Source organism: Exiguobacterium sp. Leaf187, from assembly GCF_001423925.1.
GTDB classification, from domain to species: domain Bacteria; phylum Bacillota; class Bacilli; order Exiguobacteriales; family Exiguobacteriaceae; genus Exiguobacterium_A; species Exiguobacterium_A indicum.
In genome coordinates this window covers 208,797-231,643 of the sequence record NZ_LMPR01000009.1, presented here as the reverse complement: position 1 = coordinate 231,643, position 22,847 = coordinate 208,797, and the positions used below count along the sequence as shown (strand labels likewise).

The 22,847-nt window shown below is 44.2% G+C and carries 24 protein-coding genes and 1 pseudogene; 7 read left to right on the top strand and 18 right to left on the bottom strand.

The genetic code is table 11. From position 1 onward, the window contains the following. The first annotated feature begins 3 nt into the window (after nt 1–3). From ASF99_RS05090 to ASF99_RS05070, 5 genes are all read left to right on the top strand, one after another. The gene (locus ASF99_RS05090) at nt 4–888 is read left to right on the top strand and encodes a hypothetical protein (RefSeq protein WP_055967366.1); all 885 of its coding nucleotides are present in this window, start codon (nt 4–6) and stop codon (nt 886–888) included. Nucleotides 889–1,051: 163 nt separating this feature from the next. Next, the gene (locus tag ASF99_RS05085) at nt 1,052–2,422 is read left to right on the top strand and encodes an amino acid permease (protein WP_035397971.1); all 1,371 of its coding nucleotides are present in this window, start codon (nt 1,052–1,054) and stop codon (nt 2,420–2,422) included. Between the two features lie 335 nt (nt 2,423–2,757). After that, nucleotides 2,758–3,300 (top strand): alkaline shock response membrane anchor protein AmaP, encoded by a 543-nt coding sequence (gene amaP / locus ASF99_RS05080; RefSeq protein ID WP_023467891.1) that lies wholly within the window; start codon nt 2,758–2,760, stop codon nt 3,298–3,300. 20 nt (nt 3,301–3,320) lie between these two features. After that, nucleotides 3,321–3,527 (top strand): DUF2273 domain-containing protein, encoded by a 207-nt coding sequence (locus ASF99_RS05075; RefSeq protein WP_023467890.1) that lies wholly within the window; start codon nt 3,321–3,323, stop codon nt 3,525–3,527. 52 nt (nt 3,528–3,579) lie between these two features. Beyond that, nucleotides 3,580–4,017: an Asp23/Gls24 family envelope stress response protein gene (locus ASF99_RS05070; protein ID WP_055967364.1), complete on the top strand. Its 438-nt coding sequence runs from the start codon at nt 3,580–3,582 to the stop codon at nt 4,015–4,017. Nucleotides 4,018–4,072: 55 nt separating this feature from the next. On the opposite strand, the gene ASF99_RS05065 is transcribed toward ASF99_RS05070, so the two are convergent. The 5 genes from ASF99_RS05065 to ASF99_RS05045 form a co-directional block, all read right to left on the bottom strand. Continuing rightward, nucleotides 4,073–4,840: an ABC transporter permease gene (locus ASF99_RS05065; protein ID WP_055967361.1), complete on the bottom strand. Its 768-nt coding sequence runs from the start codon at nt 4,838–4,840 to the stop codon at nt 4,073–4,075. A 1-nt stretch (nt 4,841) separates the two neighbouring features. Beyond that, nucleotides 4,842–5,792 (bottom strand): ATP-binding cassette domain-containing protein, encoded by a 951-nt coding sequence (locus tag ASF99_RS05060; RefSeq protein ID WP_235515867.1) that lies wholly within the window; start codon nt 5,790–5,792, stop codon nt 4,842–4,844. Between the two features lie 79 nt (nt 5,793–5,871). Beyond that, entirely contained in the window at nt 5,872–6,153 is a 282-nt protein-coding gene (locus ASF99_RS05055; protein ID WP_055967358.1) for a hypothetical protein, read from the bottom strand. Between the two features lie 103 nt (nt 6,154–6,256). Continuing rightward, the gene (locus ASF99_RS05050; RefSeq protein WP_055967356.1) at nt 6,257–7,054 is read right to left on the bottom strand and encodes a transporter substrate-binding domain-containing protein; all 798 of its coding nucleotides are present in this window, start codon (nt 7,052–7,054) and stop codon (nt 6,257–6,259) included. Beyond that, nucleotides 7,047–7,877, bottom strand: coding sequence for a transporter substrate-binding domain-containing protein (locus ASF99_RS05045; protein WP_055967353.1), 831 nt, complete (start codon nt 7,875–7,877; stop codon nt 7,047–7,049). Before ASF99_RS05045 ends, ASF99_RS05050 begins: the two co-directional genes overlap by 8 nt. 264 nt (nt 7,878–8,141) lie before the next feature. On the opposite strand from ASF99_RS05045, the gene ASF99_RS05040 reads away from it, so the two are divergent. Continuing rightward, the gene (locus ASF99_RS05040) at nt 8,142–8,780 is read left to right on the top strand and encodes an SDR family oxidoreductase (RefSeq protein ID WP_055967350.1); all 639 of its coding nucleotides are present in this window, start codon (nt 8,142–8,144) and stop codon (nt 8,778–8,780) included. A 149-nt stretch (nt 8,781–8,929) separates the two neighbouring features. Here the strand turns inward: ASF99_RS05040 and ASF99_RS05035 are convergent, their stop codons facing one another. From ASF99_RS05035 to ASF99_RS05000, 8 genes are all read right to left on the bottom strand, one after another. Beyond that, nucleotides 8,930–9,457 (bottom strand): DUF2812 domain-containing protein, encoded by a 528-nt coding sequence (locus ASF99_RS05035; RefSeq protein ID WP_055967347.1) that lies wholly within the window; start codon nt 9,455–9,457, stop codon nt 8,930–8,932. Beyond that, nucleotides 9,450–9,779, bottom strand: coding sequence for a PadR family transcriptional regulator (locus ASF99_RS05030; RefSeq protein ID WP_055967344.1), 330 nt, complete (start codon nt 9,777–9,779; stop codon nt 9,450–9,452). Before ASF99_RS05030 ends, ASF99_RS05035 begins: the two co-directional genes overlap by 8 nt. Before the next feature lie 134 nt (nt 9,780–9,913). Next, nucleotides 9,914–11,572, bottom strand: a complete 1,659-nt coding sequence (locus ASF99_RS05025; protein ID WP_055967341.1) for an FAD-dependent oxidoreductase — start codon at nt 11,570–11,572, stop codon at nt 9,914–9,916. Nucleotides 11,573–11,592: 20 nt separating this feature from the next. Continuing rightward, nucleotides 11,593–12,897 (bottom strand): arsenic transporter, encoded by a 1,305-nt coding sequence (locus ASF99_RS05020; protein ID WP_055967337.1) that lies wholly within the window; start codon nt 12,895–12,897, stop codon nt 11,593–11,595. A 132-nt stretch (nt 12,898–13,029) separates the two neighbouring features. Continuing rightward, on the bottom strand, nt 13,030–13,344 hold the full coding sequence (locus tag ASF99_RS05015; RefSeq protein ID WP_082487009.1) for an ArsR/SmtB family transcription factor: 315 nt from the start codon (nt 13,342–13,344) through the stop codon (nt 13,030–13,032). A 182-nt stretch (nt 13,345–13,526) separates the two neighbouring features. Then, nucleotides 13,527–14,537 (bottom strand): hypothetical protein, encoded by a 1,011-nt coding sequence (locus tag ASF99_RS05010; protein WP_055967331.1) that lies wholly within the window; start codon nt 14,535–14,537, stop codon nt 13,527–13,529. Nucleotides 14,538–14,605: 68 nt separating this feature from the next. Continuing rightward, entirely contained in the window at nt 14,606–15,028 is a 423-nt protein-coding gene (locus ASF99_RS05005; protein ID WP_050677025.1) for a MarR family winged helix-turn-helix transcriptional regulator, read from the bottom strand. A 75-nt stretch (nt 15,029–15,103) separates the two neighbouring features. Further along, nucleotides 15,104–15,838 (bottom strand): nuclease-related domain-containing protein, encoded by a 735-nt coding sequence (locus ASF99_RS05000; protein WP_035398000.1) that lies wholly within the window; start codon nt 15,836–15,838, stop codon nt 15,104–15,106. Between the two features lie 130 nt (nt 15,839–15,968). Here ASF99_RS05000 and ASF99_RS04995 point away from each other — a divergent pair, with 130 nt between their 5' ends. Further along, entirely contained in the window at nt 15,969–16,274 is a 306-nt protein-coding gene (locus ASF99_RS04995) for a hypothetical protein (RefSeq protein ID WP_029341343.1), read from the top strand. A 55-nt stretch (nt 16,275–16,329) separates the two neighbouring features. Here the strand turns inward: ASF99_RS04995 and ASF99_RS04990 are convergent, their stop codons facing one another. From ASF99_RS04990 to ASF99_RS04970, 5 genes and pseudogenes are all read right to left on the bottom strand, one after another. Then, nucleotides 16,330–18,624, bottom strand: coding sequence for a S8 family peptidase (locus tag ASF99_RS04990; RefSeq protein WP_055967328.1), 2,295 nt, complete (start codon nt 18,622–18,624; stop codon nt 16,330–16,332). 22 nt (nt 18,625–18,646) lie between these two features. Next, nucleotides 18,647–19,753, bottom strand: coding sequence for an ATP-binding protein (locus ASF99_RS04985; protein WP_055967325.1), 1,107 nt, complete (start codon nt 19,751–19,753; stop codon nt 18,647–18,649). 254 nt (nt 19,754–20,007) lie between these two features. Then, a pseudogene (locus ASF99_RS17050) lies at nt 20,008–20,977 on the bottom strand (transposase). 271 nt (nt 20,978–21,248) lie between these two features. Continuing rightward, entirely contained in the window at nt 21,249–21,986 is a 738-nt protein-coding gene (locus ASF99_RS04975) for a Bax inhibitor-1/YccA family protein (protein ID WP_055967320.1), read from the bottom strand. A gap of 57 nt (nt 21,987–22,043) precedes the next feature. After that, nucleotides 22,044–22,835, bottom strand: coding sequence for an aminoglycoside N(3)-acetyltransferase (locus ASF99_RS04970; protein ID WP_055967316.1), 792 nt, complete (start codon nt 22,833–22,835; stop codon nt 22,044–22,046). Between the last annotated feature and the right edge of the window lie 12 nt (nt 22,836–22,847).

Genomic DNA, 22,847 nt, shown 5'->3' with positions numbered 1-22,847 from the left:
GCCATGCTCACATCCCCACTTGCTCATTTTCCGTTACGTCGTTTGACTGCATCCTATCGGGCGGGTCATCCTGTCGCGACCGGGATCACCGTCGACGGACATATTTTAATCGTCGAAGAAACCCTCGACGAAGCACGCAATGAACACGTCCTTTCCATTCATCAATTGAAGGATGATTGGCGTAAGACGACGATCGTTAAAAAAAGCGAAATTGATTTTTCGCTCGTCGATCGATTTCCGGATGGACGTTTGTTACTCGTCGCTTCCCGTTGCGATGATGACGTAGACGGAACGTGGTTGCCGAATGCCTTTATTTATGATGTTCAGGGAAATCTAGTCAATCAATTTTGTTTAGATGATGGGATTCAAAACATGCAAATCGATGAACGAGGGTGGATTTGGGTCAGTTATTTTGACGAAGGTGTCTATGCTGACGCCGTAACCAGTTCAAATGGTGCCTTTGGTCTCGTCGCTTTTGACGATACGGGCGAAGTAAAATATAAAAACCGTCAATACCCGATTGATGATTGTTACGCCTTAAACGTCTGTTCATCAAAAGAAATCTGGTTCTTCTACTACTCTGATTACCGTTTCATTCGTATCGATCAAGAGGAAGATCTCGTCTGTGAGGCACCTACGATCGCCTTTTCTCAGTTCGCTCGGTACGACGATTTTCTGCTTGCCGCAAATTCTGATGAAGCACATTTACTCGAACGGAAAGGTACGCTCTTTGAAAGTGTTCGTTCGATTCGATTCATGACAGAACAGGGAAATACCCTGTCAGGTGACCTTACAATGCGTAATGACTTGATCGTACTAGCGACCTCGGAACACCTATATTTCGGGAGACTCGGTCAGCGACTTGTCTCTCTCTTAGCAGGCAAATGAAAGCCATTACACAGTTGTTTCATAATCTTTTTACTTTTGAAAACCTCTAACCCAAATTTTCAAAAAGACTAGCGAGTTCTATCTGAGGATAGTATACTCAGCGTTATAGTTATTCGGACAAATTGTCTGAACATTATGACGTCACAGAATTTTTTTGGGGGAAATGATGAGTTCGAATTTGAAACGAGATTTAACAGCACGACAGGTACAAATGATTGCACTCGGAGGAACGATCGGGGTCGGTCTTTTCCTTGGAGCATCGAGTACGATTGCTTGGACGGGACCATCCGTCTTACTCGCGTACATGCTAGCAGGAGTCTTTATCTTTTTCATCATGCGGGCACTTGGTGAGATGGTCTACACCCATCCTCACAGTGGTTCGTACGCAAAGTTCGCAAACGACTATATCCATCCAGCAGCTGGTTTCTTGACAGCAAGCAGTAATATCTTCAACTGGGTCGTCGTCGGGATGAGTGAAGTCATCGCTGTCGGGACATACTTACGCTTTTGGTGGCCGGAACTACCGACTTGGATTCCAGGCGTCGTCGTCATCATTCTCTTGACGCTCGCGAACCTCGCTTCCGTCAAGATGTTCGGTGAACTCGAGTTCTGGTTCGCCTCAATCAAGGTAATAACGATTCTTCTGATGATCGTCGCCGGATTCGGCATCATCTTCTTTGGTCTAGGGAATGACGGAAACCCGGTCGGCTTCTCGAATCTTTGGGCGAACGGTGGATTCTTCACGAATGGTTTCACCGGCTTCTTCTTTGCGCTCTCGATCGTCTTCGCCTCTTACATCGGTGTTGAGTTGATCGGCGTGACAGCTGGAGAAACGAAAGATCCAGAGAAGAACATTACGAAGGCAATCAATGGTGTCGTCTGGCGAATTTTGATTTTCTACGTCGGATCCATCTTCATCATCGTTACGGTGTATCCATGGAATGAGTTGTCGGATCTCGGCAGTCCGTTCGTTGCGACATTCGCCAAGGTCGGTGTCACGATTGCTGCCGGTATCATCAACTTCGTCGTCATCACAGCCGCTTTATCCGGTTGTAACTCCGGAATCTTCAGCGCAAGCCGGATGATCTATGCATTGGCTGAAAAAGGACAAGTGCCGTCCTTCTTCTTAAAGGTCAACAAACGCGGCATTCCATTCTACACGGTCTTCGCGATTTCAATTGGGATTTTCTTCGGTGTCATTCTTGATATCACCTTGCCACTCGTTCTCGGGAAGGATACGAACATCTTCGTGTATGTCTACAGTGCTTCGGTACTACCAGGGATGGTACCGTGGTTCGCGATTTTAATCAGTCATATCCGGTATCGTAAACTCGAAAGTGAACGGACAGCCTCACATCCGTTCAAGATGCCCGGTGCGCCGGTGACGAACTATCTATCAATCGTCGCGCTAGTGACAGTGCTCGTCGGGATGTTGTTCAACGATGAGACACGCGTCTCGATCTTAATCGGAGTCGCTTTCTTGATCTTAAGTACGGTCTATTACATCGTAAAAGTACCGAAAATCGAAAAATAAACGTCTGTCTCTCCTCTCATAACCGCATGAGAGGAGTTTTTTGATGGAGATGATTTTCTATATTGACATTGAATAATATTCATGATAGATATTTTTCGCGAACGCTTAAACCCTTAAGACGTCGTAACATTCTTGATTTCAATGCATAAAGCCGTATTTTATCTACTATTTTTCTAATAAATAGATAAATTTTCAGAATAAATAGTCTTTTTATTCTAAGTGCATTTTCATGTTTCGAGTTCGTTTGAGCGGGAATATTCTCACCATACACATAATATTTCATGTGTAGAACAATCACGTTAAAACAATTTAACGGCAGAAAGGAGAGATGTAACATGAACGGATTCAATCGTTTCCTACTCGTCCTGATCGGCATTCTCGGTTTAGTCAGCGTCGGTCTTCTTGTACTCGGCGTCTATGATGTTCCACGACTCAGTCCTTTGATTGAACAGTGGCAAGATCAACAATGGTATAGCTACACGATTTTATCACTTGGTGGCTTCCTAGCATTCGTATTTGTCATTCTATTATTCACTGGACTACTCAGTCGTTCAAAAGGACAACGTCTCCTGATTCAAACGGGTGACGGGAATATCACGATCTCAAAGCAAACGATCGAACGAACGGCACTCGAGTCGATTCGCGGTATCAACGGCGTACGTTCGCCACGCGTCAACGCAGACATTCACTCGAAAAAAGAGACCGTCGCGTTAGAAGTCGACTGTTCCGTCTTCGGTCAAGAAGGCTTGCCGACAATCGGAAAAGACATTCAAGAACGCGCCAAGAACGCGGTCGAATCGTTGCTTGAACTACCTGTCACAAAAACACGCGTCCGGATCAGTGACACGAAGACAAAAACGTCTGAACGCGTCGTCTAAGATACGAGAGGAGGAAGATCATGAAAACGAGCGAAGCACTTCGTCCGTATCGCTACCGTCTACTCGGCGGGCTAGTCGGACTGATCCTCGCCACCTTGTTCTTGACGATCGGTTTTGGACCGACGTTGTTGATCATCGTATTCGCAACAATCGGTTACTTGATCGGTCAGTGGCGGGATAACGCGCTCGATGTCGAAGGATGGATTCAGTTCTTTCAACGGGATTGAGCATACAGAAAATAAAAAATCATTCAACTCACACTAAAAGGAGAGATTTCTCATGGCTAACGAAATCAACACTAAACAAAACGAAAACCAAGTAGTACGCGAAAATAAACTCACATTCGAAGATCAAGTCATTAAGAAAATCGCCGGTATCGCATCAAATGATGTCAAAGGCATCCTCTCAATGAGTGGTGGCTTCATGAGTGGATTGACAGATCGTTTCCGGAGCACGGAAGATATCACAAAAGGCATCGACGCGGAAGTCGGCGAACGACAAGTCGCACTCGACTTAAAAGTCATCGTCGAGTACGGCAAAAACATCCCGTCCATCTTCCAAGACGCTGTAACGAAAATCAAAAAATCAGTCCATGATATGACAGGACTCGATGTCATCGAAATCAACATGCATGTCGAAGATGTCATGACACGTTCTGAGTTCGACGCAAAAAGTAAATCGTCGAAAGAAGAGGAAGAAAAACGCGATTTGAAATAAGACAGTCAACTAGATAGCCGCATAAAATGGACCCGCTTAAAAACGAGTCCATTTTTTACTTTTTCAATGCCCCACGTGCGTTCAACGCAGCAAAGATCACCATCGCAATACTGAGAACAGCAGCGACGATCAAACCTTGCCAGTAGACCGACCAATCAATTTCCGGATGAGTCAGTACACTACGCATGCCTTCCATGATATAGGTCGTCGGATTGATCGTCGCGGCAATCTTGAGCCATTCGGCTTCAATCAAGTCTTTCGGCACGAATGTCGTCGACAGGAAAATCAGCGGAAAGAACAAAAGTGTTCCGGCTTGCGCGGCTTGCGCATTCCGTGTCTTCAAAGCGACACCGACCGAATAACCGGCAAAGGCGAGACCGAAGCCAAGCGCGAGTAAGATCGTCAAGAAAAAGCCACTGACACCGACTGGAATCGATAGACCAAGCAAGAATGCCATTCCGAAGATGAGTAATGTTTGAACGAATAATTGCAGCATCCCGGCAAGCATCGGTCCGAGGACGATTGCGGTCCGGGAGACCGGTGTCAATAAGAGTCGAGCGAAATAACCACTCTCGATGTCCTTGACGAGTGCTTGCCCCGCTCCCCCTGCTCCGCCGACAGCACCCGAGACGATCGAAACAGGCAAAATGAAGTTCAAATAATCGACGCCGTCGAACTGCGGTAAATTCGAGATTCCGGACAAACCACTCGTGTAGACGAGCAGGAAGAAGACACTGATGATCAAGTTCGGAATGAAGGAAAACGGATTACGTAACGTGACGAGGAGACTCCGACGCATCAAAAACCACGTTTCACGTATCATGTCACGATTCCTCCTTATAAGCTTGTCCCGTCAAACGAATGAAGACATCATCAAGTGACGGTTGTTTGACGACCAGTGACGTAGCGACCATTTTTCGTTCATCAAGAAAACGGACGACCGCGCGCAATGTCTCCGTTCCCCGCGAAGGAATGACGAGGCGATCTTTTTCCTGACAACCGGAAAACGTCTCTAAGACGATCCGTTCGTTCTCTTTTTCAGCTAGCGTCAATTCGATCCGCTCTTCTCCATTTGCTGCTTTCAGCTCAGCTGCCGTTCCTTCCGCAATCAATTGTCCCTCATTGATGATCGCGATTCGGTCGGCTAGCTGATCGGCTTCTTCCAAGTACTGTGTCGTCAAAAAGATCGTTGTTCCGAACTCTTCGTTTAATCGTCGGACCTCGTTCCAGATTTGTACACGGCTCGCGGGGTCGAGTCCTGTCGTTGGTTCGTCAAGGAACAAAACAGTCGGTTGATGGACGAGCGTCAAAGCGAGGTCAAGCCGACGTTTCATCCCACCGGAGTAAGTGCCAGATCGACGCTTGCCGTCTTGATCGAGTCCGACGAGCTGCAACAATTCCTCTGCCCGTGTTTTTGCTTCCGTCTGACTTAATCCAAATAATTTCCCTTGTAGGACGAGTAATTCAAGCCCAGTCAAATCCTCATCGATGCCGGTATCTTGTAAGGCGACCCCAATCTGCAATCGGACCTGTTTTTCCTGTTTGACGACATCAAATTCCTGAATCGTCGCTCGACCACCGGAAATTGGAATCAACGTCGTCAGCATCTGGACGGTCGTCGACTTTCCAGCCCCGTTCGGTCCTAGAAAAGCAAAGATCTCTCCTGCCTCTACATCGAACGAGATGCCTTTGACGACATCTTTCCCATCATACGTCTTCGTCAAATTCTCGACATGAATCATCTTCATTCCTTCTTTCCCTGAATTCCAAGTCATGTCCAAGATTTTCCCGTTTTTTCTGTTCTCGAATCAAAAAAAGACATCTGATTCGATGCCTTGATTCAAGCTTTAACGATTATGCTACAATCTGATACACACCATACAAGACGCTGGCGGATACCATGAGCGTCGTGACGAGCGACGCCAGCATCACCGTTAATCCGATTCCTTTTAATCGAACGGCTCGCGCTAACGCGAGACTAAACGAAAGCACTGCACCACTCGCAAGTACAATCGCCCCTGCGAATAACAATGTAGGATTGATCCATGCATCTCCGATGACGATCCATCCATAAGTGATACAAACAAAAAGAACGGTCATGATGAGCCATCGTCTCGCTGACACGTTTTTCAACATATCGATTCCTCCTGATTTGCTTCTATGTTACTTGTTCGCCCTTTCTGATTAGATTCCTGTTACTAAAAAATCGTTCCTCCTGTTATACGGAGGCACGATTCCTTTATGACGCCACTTGCCATTTCTCTTTTAATTGCTCCATCTCTTCTTGACCTTCGTGCGATTGCATCCACAGATTGAAGACATCAACGACGTCCCCTTCCGACTCTCGGACGAGGTAGCTCTTCTCCGCCGGAATCCATTTTTCTTGAATTCTTGGTGCCGCAAGTCGTTTGTCGAGCGCTTCATAATGAATCGCCTCGACCGTATCGGTGATCATGACATCGACTTCGCCCGATGCGACCGCATGCGGGATGTCGAGATTTTGTTCATACATGACGATGTTCGCCTTCGTGAACGTCTTACGGACGAACTGTTCATTCGTTCCCCCTGGATTTAGACCAATCGTCACGTCTGGACGATTGATTTGTTCGATCGAAGCAAGCCGTTTAGCATCTTCTTTACGGACGAGCGGTGTCTTTTGGAACGACAGATAACTCGACGTGAAGTCGCCGATGATCTCGCGCTCGATGTTTTTCGTCACACCCCCGACGACCATATCGAATTTCCCGCTAGCAAGATCAGCAGATAGCGTCGGCCATGTCGTCGGGACGAACTCGACATCGATGCCGGTCGTCTTCGCGAATGAACGGATCACTTCGATATCGAACCCTTCGTACTCGTTCGTCTTCCGGTTCAAGTAGGTGAATGGTTTGTAGTCCCCGGTCGTTCCGACGATGATTTTTTTCGTCGCAAAGACGTTCTTCGCTTGTACACGTCGTGGTTGCTCCGTTTGCCATAGCGTCAGTAAGCTCGCAAACAAGACGCCACCTCCGACGACGATCCATCCCCATTTACTCATGTGCTCCCGCTCCTTTTGCTCCGACCGTCTCACGTGTCGAGACGATGTTCCATTTTTTCTTCAATTTTTGAACTTGTTCTTGCCCCTCTGCACTTTCAATCCAGACCCGGAAAACGTCTCCAAGCTGTTTTTGGTCCGGTTTCATCAAATACGCCATCTCGGCTGGTTCCCAAGCCTCTGTCAGTTTCGGCACCGCAAGATCGAGTTCTGTCGCGTAATGCAACGCCTCGATGTCGTCCGTCACCATGACATCGACTTGTCCGCTTTTTACGGCTTTTGGAATGTCCAAGTTGTTCTCAAAGACGGTCACATCTGCCTTCGGAAAATGCTTCTTCACGAACGCTTCGTTCGTTCCACCCGGATTGACACCGATTTTGACTGCTGGATCATTGATTGCAGCGAGCGAATTCAAGCGTTCGACATCTTTCTTCTTTACGAGCGGTGCTTTTTGAAAGGAGAAATACGACGATGTAAAGTCTCCGACGACCTCGCGCTCGACTTTCTTCGTGATGCCACCGACAGCGATATCAAACTTTCCTGATTTCGTATCCTCCGATAATGTCGGCCATGTCGCCTTGACGAACGTCACATCAAGATTTGCTGCTTTTGCGAACGCTTGGATGACATCGATATCAAAGCCTTGATAACGATTCCGGTCCTCGTTCCAGTATGTAAAGGGCTTATAATCCCCCGTCGTCCCGACGACCAGCTTTTGGTCTTCGAAGATGTCATGTGCTTCGGCATCCGTCTGTTGATTCCAGATCATCCAAGCGGCAACGCCTGTCAAAACAAGCCCTGCCAGTAGCCATGGTTTCTTTCTCATCGTATCTCTCCTTTCTATTTCGTCGTTGCCCATTCACCGAATATTGCTACAATTTCACCTAAATGATTTTCGGTGTGGGTAATAGTCATTATCCTACCACACTTACACGTGATTTCAAGATAATTTGACGATTTTATGCATAAAAGCGTTAAAAAGATGTTTTGATGACGGTTACAGTTCTACAAGTCGTCTCTCTTTACAGAATCCCCTCGTCTTTTCCATACTGAAACAGAATCATCAAATCGTGAAATGGAGGAATGGAACATGAGTCAGATTTTCATCATTGGTGCAAATGGTAAAGTAGGTCGTCACGCTGCTCGCTTACTGCAGGATTCGGAGCACGATGTCAAAGTAGGATTACGTTCCAAGGACCAGTTCAGTGATTTTGAGAAATTAGGTCATACCCCGGTCCATCTCGATCTTGAAGCGGACGTCGCGACGATCACCGATGCATTACAAGGATCAGATGTCGTCATCTTTACGGCAGGATCCGGCGGTCACACAGGAGCGGACAAGACGATGCTGATCGATTTCGACGGTGCTGTCAAAGCGATTGAAGCAGCGGAAGCAATCAATGCAAAACAGTTCATCATGGTCAGTGCCTTGAATGCCGATTCGCCGGAAACATGGTCCGACAGCATGAAGCCGTATTACATTGCAAAACGCTACGCGGATCGTGTCCTGAAGGAATCGTCACTTAACTACACGATTCTTCGCCCAGGCGGACTATCAGATGAAGCCGGCACAGGAAACGTCACGACGGATCCGTCCGAACAAGCAACTAAAAAAATTCCGCGTGAAGATGTCGCACGCGTTATTCTAGCTGCAATCGGTCACGACAAGGCGTCGAAGCAAGTCGTCACACTGCTCGAAGGTGACACACCGATCAACGAGTTATTCTAATACAAAAGCTCACGTCTCCATTTCCGAGACGTGAGCTTTTTTGATGAAATCACTCATTGGTGAAGTTGCAGATACATCGTTCACATCGTTTCAGCAATCGTCGAGAATGAGAGCACGTAATGTTTCCTCGCTAGCTCGGATTCCGATGTTTAATCCTGCTCCGCAATGGCACGCAATCCACGTAACGTTTGAATTTTACGTTCGTGGCGTTGCATCACGAATGAGAGACCCGTCACGATCGCGAGATTGAACCAGATCATCGTGTCGGTAATCGGATTAAACAAATTAATGAGTACTGCAATAATATTAACCAAAAAAACGACTTTATAGAGTTGCAAAATCCGGTGTTCGTGATGGATCTGTGAATCAAAGTCCGAGTACAAATGAAATGGTTCATCCGAGGTCCGTTTTCTTAAGAAGACCCAGCGGAACGATGTATCCACGACTTCGATGCCCATCTCTTCCAAAAACGCAAAGTAATCCTGCGACTTCGGATGCTTTGGCATGTTTTCTAATAACTCAATTCGATACGTGTACATACCAGGTTCACCTTTGATGAATACATAACGTCCGAGTCGAAACTGCTGTAAGTACCAGCCGTTGTTTGCCATCTTGTTTAACCACACTTCTTCTTTCGCATAATCAGCGTAAAAGCGATAGATCGTTTTACTACTCACCTTGATCCACTCCCATCGTTTCTTGTCCATGTCGCACGAGTTCTTTTAATCGATCTAGCTCTACCTGTAATCTCTCCCGCCCCTGATTCGTCATGATGTACTCTTTCTTTCGCCCTGCTTCTTGCTCGATCGCTTCAATCCACCCTTTATCGACCAGACTGCTGAGTGCGCCGTACAACGTACCAGCAGCTAACTTGACACGATCATTGCTCAACTCCTGGACGAATTGCATGATGCCGTAGCCATGACGGGGTTGTTGAAGTGACAGTAAAATATAATAGACGGCTTCTGTTAATGCTGTCTCTTGAACCGTTCGTGCCATTTTCCCACTTCCTTACTACGTCTTCCGTTATATCGTCTACCGATATACTAAAAATATCCTATTTCTAACGATTTGACAACAAAAAACGTGATGATCCCTAAGTGAATAGGATCATCACGCTATATTGTTCGATTTTATGAAAAGCATTTTTTAATATGTTGATAGTTCTTATTGCCACCTGATAAGTTGCATACATCCGTAAATCCAAGATTTTTCAAGACGTTTTGCGCAGCATTCCCCGTCACGCCTTTGTTGCAGTAGACGATCGTCGGTAACGTCGGATCCAATTCCTTTGCGCGTGTCCGTAGTTCACCAAGCGGAATATGGATTGCTCCATCAACATGGTTTTTTTCAAATTGTGCTTTTGAGCGTGTATCGATGATTTGGAACGACTTCCCACTCGCGACTTGGTCGATCAATTCGTTCGGCGTCATCAAACGCGCTGTTTTTTTGATGGCATTATCGAGAGCCATTCCCGTATAGAGAACGGGATCCTTCGTCGTCGCAAACGGTGGTGCGTAGGCTAAATCGAGATGGAATAAATCCTCTGCCTTTGCTTTAAAGGTGATCGCCGTCGCTAGGACATCAATCCGTTTGTCGACACCTTGCGGACCAACGATCTGGGCTCCGAGGACTCGCCCTGTTGCCCGATCGGCAATCGCTTTGATTATCATCTCTTTCCCACCCATGTATTCCGGACGATCTGGTTTGATGTTATGCAAGACTTCGATGTCATACCCTGACTCACGCGCTTCTTTTTCCGTCAAACCCGTCTGAGCGACAGTCAAATCGAACGCCTTGAAGATACCTGTCCCCAAGATACCACGGTGCTCCGCTTCCTCACCCGTAATGACCATGCCGGCAATCCGTCCCATCTTGTTCGCTGTTGACCCAAGCGGACGATAAAGTGCTTCACCCGTGATGACGGAGAAACTCTCCGCGACGTCACCGACTGCGTAGACATCAGCTACATTCGTCTGCATGTGACGGTTGACTGCAATCGCCCCTGTTTTACCAAGCTCTACACCGATCTGCTTCGCAAGACCCGTGTTCGGCTTGACGCCAACCGATAAAATGACGAGATCCGTCTCGATCGTTTTTCCACTCTCAAGCGCGACCTCAGAAATACGTTCTTCTCCGTTGAACGCTGTCACGGATTCGCCAAGCAAGAGGGATACCCCTTTATCTTTCAAGTGATCCGCTACGCGTTCTGCCATATCGCGATCAAGTGGCGGCATGACTTGCGGCAAGCGTTCGACGAGCGTGACTTGAATGCCCCGATACGTCAATTGCTCTGCCATCTCGAGTCCGATGAATCCTCCGCCGACAATCGTTGCTGTCTTCGGATCGTGAGCATCAATGTAGGACCGGATCGCGTCGGCATTGCGGACATTTCGAACCGTAAAGACATTCTCATGTTCAACGCCTGGAAGTGGTGGAATGATACTTGAAGCACCGGTTGCCAGCACTAACGTATCATACGTGTCCGTGAAACGATCCCCTGTCAGGAGATTGACGATCGTCGCCGTTTTTGTCGCATGATCAATCGATTCGACTTCGTGTTGTGTATGAATATCGATGTTATATCGTTTTTTAAAGAAAGCGGCATCGCGCGGTGTCAATTCGTCGATGTCAGCGATCTCCCCACCGACGAAGTAGGGAATCCCACAACCTGAATACGAGATGTCCTGATCCCGATCATAAATCGTAATTTGCAACTCTTCACTGTTACGACGTGCTTTTGCTCCTACTGATGTTCCCGCAGCAACTGAACCAATAATCATCAATTTCATCTCTAGTTCCTCCTTAAAAATCAATAAAGTATCAAGCTGATATACAAGCCAAGCAATGTGATGGCAAGTGTCGGGATCGTCAGAATCGTTCCGATTTTAAAGTATTGACCCCAACCAATCTTCACGCCTTTCGTCCGAAGCACGTGTAACCAAAGTAATGTCGCTAAACTACCAATCGGCGTGATCTTCGGTCCCAAATCGGATCCGATGACGTTCGCATAGATGAGCGCTTCTCGAATCGTTCCAGTCGCCTGGCTCAAATCGATCGCAAGGGCATCGATCATGACGGTCGGCATGTTATTCATGATGGACGACAAGATGGCAGCCAAGAAGCCCATACCAAATGTCGCGGCTGCTAAATTCGTCGCAAAGCCATCAGTGATGTCAGCGAGAACTTGTGTCAATCCTGCATTTTGAAGTCCGTAGACGACGATGTACATTCCAAGTGAGAAGAAGACGATCGCCCACGGTGCACCACCGATGACCTTTTTCGTCGGTACGCTCGGTGAACGACGTGCCATCAATAAGAAGAACAAGGCGATGATTCCAGCGACAAGACTGACTGGAATGCCGATGACGTCACTCGTAAAGTATCCGACGACAAGCAAGATGAGTACGAACCAAGATAACTTGAACATCCGTTGGTCCTTGATCGCTATCGCGGGTGCGACGAGTTGCGCTACATCGTAATTCTTTGGGATACTCTTTCGGAAATAGAGATACAAGACAATCAGACTGCCTACGACAGAAAAGAGATTGACGAATACCATCCGTGACGCATACTCCGTAAACCCGATGTTAAAGAAGTCTGCTGAGACGATGTTGACGAGGTTCGAGACGACGAACGGTAAACTGGCCGTATCGGCAATGAATCCGGAAGCGAATACGTAGGCTAACACGACATAATCCGGAAGTTTCAAGTGACGAACCATCGCGAGGACGATTGGTGTCAGGATCAATGCTGCCCCATCGTTCGCGAATAAAGCCGCAACGACAGCACCAAGTAATGTCATATACACGAATAGTTTGACACCACCACCTCGCGCGATGCGTGCCATGTGGAGTGCCGCCCATTCGAAGAATCCGATCTCATCAAGAATCAATGAGATGATGATCAGGGAGATGAACGTAAAGGTGGCATTCCAGATGATGCCCCAGACAGTCGAAACATCATCGAGATTGACGACTCCCGTCAATAGCGCAACGAGTGCCATCCCCATCGCTGAATAACCGATGCCGAGTCCTTTCGGTTGTTTAATGATTAAGAATAAGGTGATCAGAAAAATTCCGATCGCTAGTAAATGTGTACCGGTCAATGCGTTCACTTCATTTCTGTATTAAATTTCGAGTGGCTTTGTTAACGATTCGCCAATCTTGAACGTGTCATCAAGAATGGAATATCGTCTCGATTCCAATGCCTTGCTCGTGCTAATCCATTTCATCCACGGTGTGTGTCCTTAGCAACTTCTGTCCGGGATGTCCGGAGTGTCCATTTCTTCTAAAATCGTCAATAACAACTTGTATTGCGGATGATCTGGATTGATTCGAAAATAAATCCATTGTCGTTCCCGTCGTTCCAAGATGAGATGGGACTGACGCAATAATTTTAGATGACGACTGACTGCCGGTTGCGAAATATCAAACATTTCGACGAAATCACAGACACAATGTTCCCGAACGTGTAGTCTTCGCAAAATTTCAAGACGTGTTCCATCGCTCAGTAGCTTTAAGAACTGACTCATCTCTTCTACCCGTTTTGCTGTCTCGATCAATGAAGAGTCCTCCTTTCTCTTAAACGTATAATCCATGCATGATACAGGAGCGAAAATATCAATTTCGCTTTTCACATAACCATATTATTATATAACATTTTTGTTATGCAATGATTTTTTCATAAATCGATCTAAAACAAAAAAATCGCCATCTCATTCGATGACGATTCTTCTTATATTCTTCATGCAACAACACGTCGTGCTTGTCGTTGCTCCCTCCAACTCACCACTAAGCATGTCACGATAAAACTACCGAGACCAATCAGTGATAAATGAAGCACCTGTGGACCTACTGAACCATCCATGAACAGTAGACGGCTGAAACCGGAGACTGCATTCGGAACGGGCAGGAATGTTCCAAGCGATTGATAAAACGGTGCCAGCATCTTCGCTGGCACGATGTTTCCGGCAGTCATCAACTGGAACGGAATCAATGCGACATTGACAAGTGGCGCAATCGGTCCAAATATCGCAAAGTTCATCTGCGTGACGGCGATACAGGTCGCGACGACAAGGAACTCGAACGCCCACAGTTTGATGAACGGTGTCGTGATGTCCGTTAATACATGTGCCACGGAAACGAGTAGCAATGGAACGACCAAAAGAACGATCCCGTGCAACAGTTGGCGACTCCAAAATAGCGACCAGATCGAATGACGCTTACTTAGAATAGTGCTGACGAGATTGAATTGAATCCCCATCGTCATCGTCGCGATATAGATGACGAACCCGAGGACGAGTGGCAGCATCGACAAGGCAAAATCCGAGACGGCATGCTCCGTGACGATCGATGTCGTAAACGTTGGCTCACCATTCAACTGTTTGCCGATCGTTTCCGTTGCCCGCTCGAGAATCGCATTCGCGAATTCGGCATTCGTCTGGCTGACGTGTGCCGTCAGTTGACGCGTTGCATCATCCTTTTGTAGAACGAGATCGACTTCATTGGCATCGAGTGCTTCCAATCCTTTCACTTCGGTCGAAAGTGCTTGGACCGTGAACGGTGCTTCTTTTAGTGATGTGACGAACGGGTCATTCACTTCGCCAACGACACCGACGTTCAATTGATCGAGCCGTTCCGTCGTTCCTTCGTAACCGGTCATCCAAACGACGAGGAACAAGAGCGGGACGACGATTGCGAAGACGAGCCCTACTTTCGTTTGTGTCATTGACCAGACATCTTTCCATGCTTTCATATTACAATCTCCTTTTACATGCATTACTTATAATATCACGTGCAACTATATGTCCGAAGGAAAACCATTCACGTCACATTCCGGTGAATGGTCTCAAGTGTTTCTTTTAATTGCTCGATTTGCTCTCGCGATAGTCCACGGAACGCTTCGAGTTGTAGTTGATCGAGCTCTGGTCCGAGGCGATCGACAATGTCGCGTCCTTCTCGTGTCATCAAGAGCAGAACCGCTCGTCGGTCCCGGGGGTCCGGCGTCCGAACGATTAGTTCTTTTTTACCGAGCTTATCCAGAATCTTACCGATCGTCGTTTGATCACGTTCTGTCACGAATGCCAGCTGCTTTTGCGAAACACCATCTTGTTTAGCGAGTTCGCTCAGGACAGAAAACTGCTCTGGTGTCAGACCGAACGCTTCCATCCGTTTAGCAGCAGCACGTTTGAACGCATAATAACTACGGGATAATTGCATGCCAAGCGACCATTCCGATTCTTTCATCCCATCATCTCCATATAGTTGCACTACTTATTATTTATCCACTATACCTGAAGAAGAACAAGTCCGTCAACGGTCTCATTTTGCCTGGCGTTGGCGAATCCCTTCGATATGCGCTTGTTGCGTGGCACGATCGACTTGTGAATGAACCCCGAGTTTCCCTGCAATCGTATCAACTTGACTCGGTGTCAATGGTTTTCCTGTCGCGAGTTGCTCGATCGTCTTGCGAAGGACATTTCGTTTCAAGACACGGACATGCGCTGAATCGACGGTGATCTTTTTCAGTTCACAGCGTTCGCTGAAAACGATCAAGGAGTGAAAGAGCGCGGGATCCGTTCCTTCTAAGAAGCGTTGCATGCTTTTGAGATGCCCTTCATTTTGTTTGATCGGATTATAGAACCGTTGCTTGAAGCGATTCTGGAACTGCTGCGTCCACTGACGGTCCTGCTCGCGTCCGAAAATCCACCCGCTGTAGTTTTTCGATTCGAGTACATAGATGCCACTTTCATGAATGAACGTCACATCGATCTCCGTCGTTCCTTCTCCACGCGCACGTGGTAAGTATGTATTAAAGACATAAGTGCCGTATCCGGAAACTTGATCGAGTTGACGTGTCGTCAAGTATTCGCCCCATTTCCCTTTATCACGAACGATCCGTAAAAACGGTTCGCGCGTTAAACGATAATAACGACTACTGTGATACGAACTGCGTTTTACGAAGAAAAACAGACCAAACGTTCCGAAGAAGAACAATACCATGATCAGTCCGATTTGAATCAAGAATGGTAAAAATGTTACTAATACATTGTCCACTAGATTTATCTCCTTTCCATATTAACCCTTTATTTTCCACTATATCAGCATAATCAATTTCCACCTCATTTTCCACTATTTGTTATGGAGACTGTCCTATGGTACGGTGAAACAAAGGAAGGTGTTCACTATGGATTCTGTCGTCACGTTCGCACCACTGATCGTCTTATTCTTCATCTGGATGTCCTTATCACAAAAAGCGGACGAAGCGAAACGCCGCCAACAAACGATTCTGAAGAAGCTACAACGGATCGAGGAGCACCTCGGTCTGAATGAGGTGTCACTAGAAGAAGCAGCGTTACAAGTCGAACTGGTTCAGTTGCTTCATGAAGGAAAGACGGTTGAAGCTGTCAAACGCGTTCGAGAGACGCTCGGATCGTCCTTACTCGAAGCAAAACAATACGTCGATCAACTGAAAAGCGAGCACGGAATATGATCAAAAAGACCATCTGACAGCGAAGTTCAGATGGTCTTTTCTGGAATCATTAAAATTAATTCACGATCATAATTTCGTTTTTAGCTCTAATATCAATTGGATTCAACAAATTATAACTATCTAAAATTTCTTGATATAAATTACCGGCATAGTTTTTTACGCTAATAGTTATTGCAACAGAATAATCAATTCTATCAGTACTTCCGTTTCTACCCATTCCATGTAGAATTAGGAATGGATCATCAATCGATTCAGCTTTTTTAGAAACCCATTTCTTCACAATAGTATCCCATTTTAACTCGCCTCTTTTAGAAGCTTCTGTTTTATATTTATTCGGACTACTAGTTGTTGGTAAAAAACTTTGAATATAACCATTTGAGATTAAACTCTGAGCTAATAATGGAGATGAATTAACATTAATAGTTTGCGTTTTTTCACCTTTTTTTGAAAACTTATATTTATTTTTATGAGGATAAAATGTATCTTCTATAGCAGATTCAGTGTAATCTTCAACATGCAATGCGTTTGCTTTTGAAGCAGTTGCAATTGTCCATGTTATTTTTATACTTGATTTAGAATTAAAGTTTTTTGGTAAAGGAATAGGTAATTTAGCAAGACCTGTTGGATTCATCGAGTTTGAATAAATAATTGTGACATTGTTTTCACTACAATTTAATACCTCTTCGATATCTTCATTTAAAATTCCATAACCAAAATCATGATCAATTTTATCGCCGACAGGATTTCTAGCTGCCTGAATCATTAGTGCTCGAGCAACAATTGGATTAAATCTGTTGCATCTACCTAGAATTTCAGCAGCTAGTCTAGAAACCAAAGGTGTTGAAAAGCTAGTTCCTTGTGATTCAATTATGTCGCTTCCATTGACGTAACTATCAGAATGAGCTAACACATGAATAGGATTGTTAACAATATCACCACCAAATGCAACTAAATCTGGTTTGACTTTACAACCTTCTCGACCGCTCCCTACACAACTGTAATCTGCTTTGATCCGATTACCGCCAGAATCTATTGTGTAAGCTCCAACACCCAATCCGTTAACTAAATCTGCAGGAGATTGAATTCTATTGTACGGTGTAGGTTCTTTCCCATCATTCCCTACAGCTACAATAAATAACTTTTTATGATTCCAAGCTAACGTATCTAAAGCAAAAGTAAATCTCGATATTTCATCATCACTAATTGCACCATCAGGACCGAACGAAAGATTGTAAACATCAATATCATTTCTGCTAGGAACTATTTTTTCAATAAAATCAATAGCTTCATACATGTCTAAATCTGAATTACTACTTAAAGGTAACACTCTAAAACTTTCTACAAAAACTGAAGGATCTTCAAGCTGATGATTCGCTTCATATTGACTTAAATCACCATATAGTACTACTCCTGCAACAGCTGTTCCATGAGATACACCTTTTCTCTCAGGATAAGAATTAATCTCCTCATTTTCATTGCTAAAACCGTTTAAAAACGGATGATTTTCATCAATACCACCATCAAATATCCCAACTTTAATTTGTGATAAACTTGATCCTCTAGGAGGTATTAAATGAGTTGGCCTAGTCGTAAATGCTTCCCCTCTAAATTTCGGAAAATATTTAAGCCGTAATGGATGTATTGTTCGTAAAGGATTAAACTCTGCAATGTTGTTCAGTACAGATTTATCTATTTTTGCACTTATAAAATTTGGACCTCCAGAATAAGATTTAATTTTAACTGAATTTAAATCTACCCCTAAATCACTTAAGTTTTCTTTAAATTTGAGAATCATTAGTTCATTATCTTCTTCATATGGGTGTAATACAAACTCTACTACTCCTTCATTCCAATCGGTGTCAAATCCTTGTATTACTTCTTCAGTAGATAATAATGAAATATCATCTATTTTCCTAACATCATTTTTAAAACTATCTTTTAAATGTGATTCATTTTCTTCTAAAAGTGTATGAAGCAATCGAATATCTTCCACATTTGTTTTAATGAAATGTAATTTGCTAATATCATTTCCTGCTTTGTTTACTTCATATCTTCTTGATCCAACATTTTCAAACCTAGCCTGCCTAAACAAAACATTCGGTACATACGATTTTGCAAGAAATTTGCTATTAAGTCTTATTGTAATAATTATTTCATCCATTTTATTCTTTTCTGGTATTTCTTCAATTTGTTTGCTGATAGTATCAAGTTTTGGTTTAATTAGTTCTCTTGCTTCATTAAAACTTCTCGGATAGGTAACCTCTCCACCAGCAAATTTTTTCTTTATAGGTTCAATCAATTTTTCTCCCCCACCTATAATAGGGAGTTTTCTTTCATTATTATTTTCCATATGAGCAACTCCAGACTTTAAATTATATAGTCAATGCTTTGAGATGATGATTTACAGTTGAAGGGCTAATAGATAAAATTTCCGCTAGTTTTGCCTGAGTTATATTAACATCAGTTTGCTTTAAAGCTTTAATAATTTCTTTATTAAACGTAGAGTTATCTTTTGAGTAAAATTCTTTAATTCGTGAAATTAGAATTTCAGATGGATTTTCATCATCAATAATTACCCTTCGTAAAATATATTCGCTAATTTGCTTGATATCTGACGGACTAATCTCAACTATGAGTTTCGATACAATTTCTATAAGGTTTTCATCAATTTTAATTAATTCATTATTTAAATAAGCGTTCCATAAATTAATACGTTGATTTTTAGAAGGTAGAGGGATATCAATTTTTATATCAAATCTTCTCCAAATTGCTTTATCCAAAAATTCCGGAAAATTTGTAGCTCCTATAATAATTGAATTAGGTGGCCATTCTTCCAATTCTTTCAATAATACATTAACAATTCTTTTTAATTCACCCAAATCTGTAGAGTCATCTCTTTTTTTAGCAATAGAATCAAATTCATCAAGCAAAAGTACTGAAGGATTCTCCTTACCAAATTCTAACACTTTTTTTAGGTTTTGTCCTGTTTTTCCCAAATAACTTGATATAGCTGCTGATAAATCTAAAGTAACTAGTGGTAGATCTAGCATTTTCGCAATATATTTTGATATAGAAGTTTTTCCGACGCCTGGAGGACCATAAAGTAAAATACTTTTAGGCGGTTGAATTCCGTTTTCAATTAATAATTTTGAATTTTTTCTTTCTTTCAAAAAATTATCAATCATTATTTTGTTTTGTTTTTCAAGAATTAAATTTTCCTCAAAAATAGAGGAATCTTCTACTTTTAGTAAAGACAAAAAGGACTCTTTATCAGTTGGAGGTGGTTGTACTCCTACAGATCTAGTAAAAGAAGAACCTGCATTATGAATTGAGAGTAATTCTGAAAGATTCTTTGATAAGTCCTGATTACTTTTTTTAGTTTTTCTTATTATTGAAATAGTAGATAATTCTATGACTCTTTTGTCATTTTCAAGAGCAGCTCTAACTAATGCTATTAAATGATTATTTATGTTTTCCATTCGAACAACTCCCTATAATGAATATTTAGAATGCTTATATTTTATTACAAAACATCAGTTTATACTACCTTTTATTCGATGCTTTTATTTTTATTAATAAATCGAATGCGTTTTTTGAAGTACCTTTACAAAAAAAAAACGTTTTTTAAAAGTGTTTCAGCTGTAGACAAACCCTCATTTCGTAATTGAAATGAGGGTTTGTTATATGTAATGGTGACTAACATATGAATAAGACACGGATTCCCGGAAGAATTTCAGGACCAATCCGCAAGCTTTTCGAGGTTCAGGATAATGAAAGTAAGCATCACTTAAAGTGTCTTTTTTTACTCCACGGTAGCGGGTCCAATGCATGCCATGCTTCTTTTTCGCATCTGCGAAGACGCGTTCAATTGTTTCCTAACGTTTTCGATACAACGATCGATTCACATATGTATGTCTGAGATACTCTATTTAGTTCATCGCTTCTTGCCAAAGATTACTAAAGACGACACTATCGTGGACATTACCGGGTATCACAATCATCCCTAGGACACAAACATATCAATCACAGGCGGTATGACACGAATAAGCAAATTGCTTCTCATGCTCCCCCTTCACTTAATAGCTACTCTCCTTTATCTGACGTTCTTCAACACTCTTCGTCTTGGGGGTGAAGGGCTTTTTCCATGTAGGACCAATCCTCGTTGACTTCTTGATCTAGGTCGACTTTGTACTATTGGGCAGCGCGTCGAACAAGTTTCTTCTTGTACTTCCGTTTGTTTGCGTTCGCCTTGATGTGGGTGGATTCGATGAACAGGATCGAAGAGGCTACGAATCCGGCTTCAATTCCTTAGGTGAGCACGCGATAAAAAATATTTTCGAAGAAGTCCGTTCCCTGAAAGCGACGGACATAGTTCTTCTTAAACGTAGAGAAATGAGGTACCTTCTCATCAAGCCCAAGAACTAAAAACCAATGGTACGCCACGTTAGTCTCAATCTCTTTGATGGTAGGTCGGATGGAAAGAATACCGAATACATATTGGAGCAGTACCATTTTGATTAACAGGACGGGGCAATGCTTAGTCTACTGGTGTTTTCGCTATACAATTTTTCGACGGCACGATAAATGAAGTCGACATCGATGACCGCATCGAGTTTGCGGACAAGATAGTCCTGCGGGACCAGTTGTTCCAATGTAATGATGACATGTTCTGATTGATGATGGTGATCTCTCTTACCCATCATTGAAAGTCCTCCTCCTTCTTAGTTTTTAATTTTTATACCCGGAAGAAAGAAGAGAGAAGAGTTTTATTCACTAGAAATCGCTTCCTAGGGAAAAACAAAGCAGGAGCGACCCTGCAACGAAGTGAAGCGGCGCGATGCTTGTCCCAAGAAAACGATTCGAGATGAACAAAAAGCGCAACCTTTCTCGTTAAGAGAAAAATTACGCTTTGTCCTCAGTCTGAAACACTCTTTTATGAGTGTTTTTCAAACTTTATTACGATTTTTCTTTACATCAATCCCGCGCCGCGAGGCGATACAAGAGATCGAGTAATTCAATATAGAGCCAGATGATTGTCACAATCAATCCGAATGCTGCAACCCACTCCATCGATTTCGGAGCACCGGCGCGAACCTGTTGCGAGATGAAATCGAAGTCCATTACGAGTGACAAGGATGCGACGATGACGATGACGAACTGAACGCCGATCGCAACCGGTGAGCTACCTGTCATGAATGGGAGGTCGACACTAAATAACGCGAGAATCAAGTTGACCGCATACAAGACGAAAATCGAGAGAATCGCTGCTGTGACCGCAGAACGGAAACGTTGCGTCACTTTAATCATCCCCGTCGAGTAGACGAACCACATCGCAAACGCGACGACGAATGTCGCAACGACTGCTTTTCCGACGATTCCTGGGTACATACTTTCGAACATCAACGATAACGCTCCGACTGCCACACCTTCAAAGATTGCATAAACCGGAGAAAGGACTGGAGCTGTTGCTGGTTTGAATGTGATGATCAAGGCAAGGATCAGACCGATGACGAATCCACCGATTAATGCCGGGAATAGGAACGCTTGGTTTTCTGCGAGGAAGAACCAACTGCCCCCTGCTGCTGCCGTGACGAGAGCGAGCATCAAGAAAATCTTGCTCATCGTCCCGCTTTTTGTCATTGGTCGTTCTCCGACACGTGCCGTATCGAATCCGCGACGCAATGCCGGGTTAACTTTAAAACGTGAAGCCATTGCTTTCACTCCTTTTTATGATTCTGTTTTCTACTACGAAGGTTTCCCGAAAAAGTTTCAAAATAACCATTGATCAAGCGCTTTTAATTGCAACATGACGACTGGGATCGAGGCTTTCGCATCGATGCGGTAAGATTTCGCTTGTCCGATCAGACCGGACGTGACGAAATCGGCACTTTCTAACCCTTCACCGATCGGACCGAACGCATCACTATCGATTTGGCGATGTCGGTAATGAATGAATCGTTCCGTCGTTCCTTCTTTGACTTTACAACCATCCTCGACGTCCGGACGATTCAACCCGTATTCCGCGTAATGCCAAACGGTCGTCGTATCCCAAGGAGAACCAATATGCAGAATTTGACCGTCCGCCTCGATGAAGCGTTCAATCGGTGAACCGGGACCGAAGCCATTTTCTAATGTATGATCAGCAACGAACGTCGTCGCATCTTTCCCCCAAGCAGTCACGGACCACATCGGATGATTGCTTCGAACGACGCCGGGATATGTCCGGAAAACTTCCGGAACACGACCGATGCCGCGCGTGACCGTTTTTGCCGGATCATATGCCGGCATCTCCCGACGAATCGTTTCCCACCATTCTTCAGGCACAGCCGGTTGGCTCCAGTTCTTCGGATCCGAATTATCGGTACTTTGCGCCGGCATCATAATCAAGCCTTCGGTCGTGACGACTTCCTGTAAGGCCTCGATCAACGCTTGTACGCCGCCGGGAATCCAGCCGATTTGTTTAAGTGACGTATGGACGAACAATTTCATGCCGGGCGTCACACCTAATTCGCGTAACGCCTCTTTGATTTGTGATTTCGTGACCATGTTTCGTGTTTCCATCGATCTTATCTC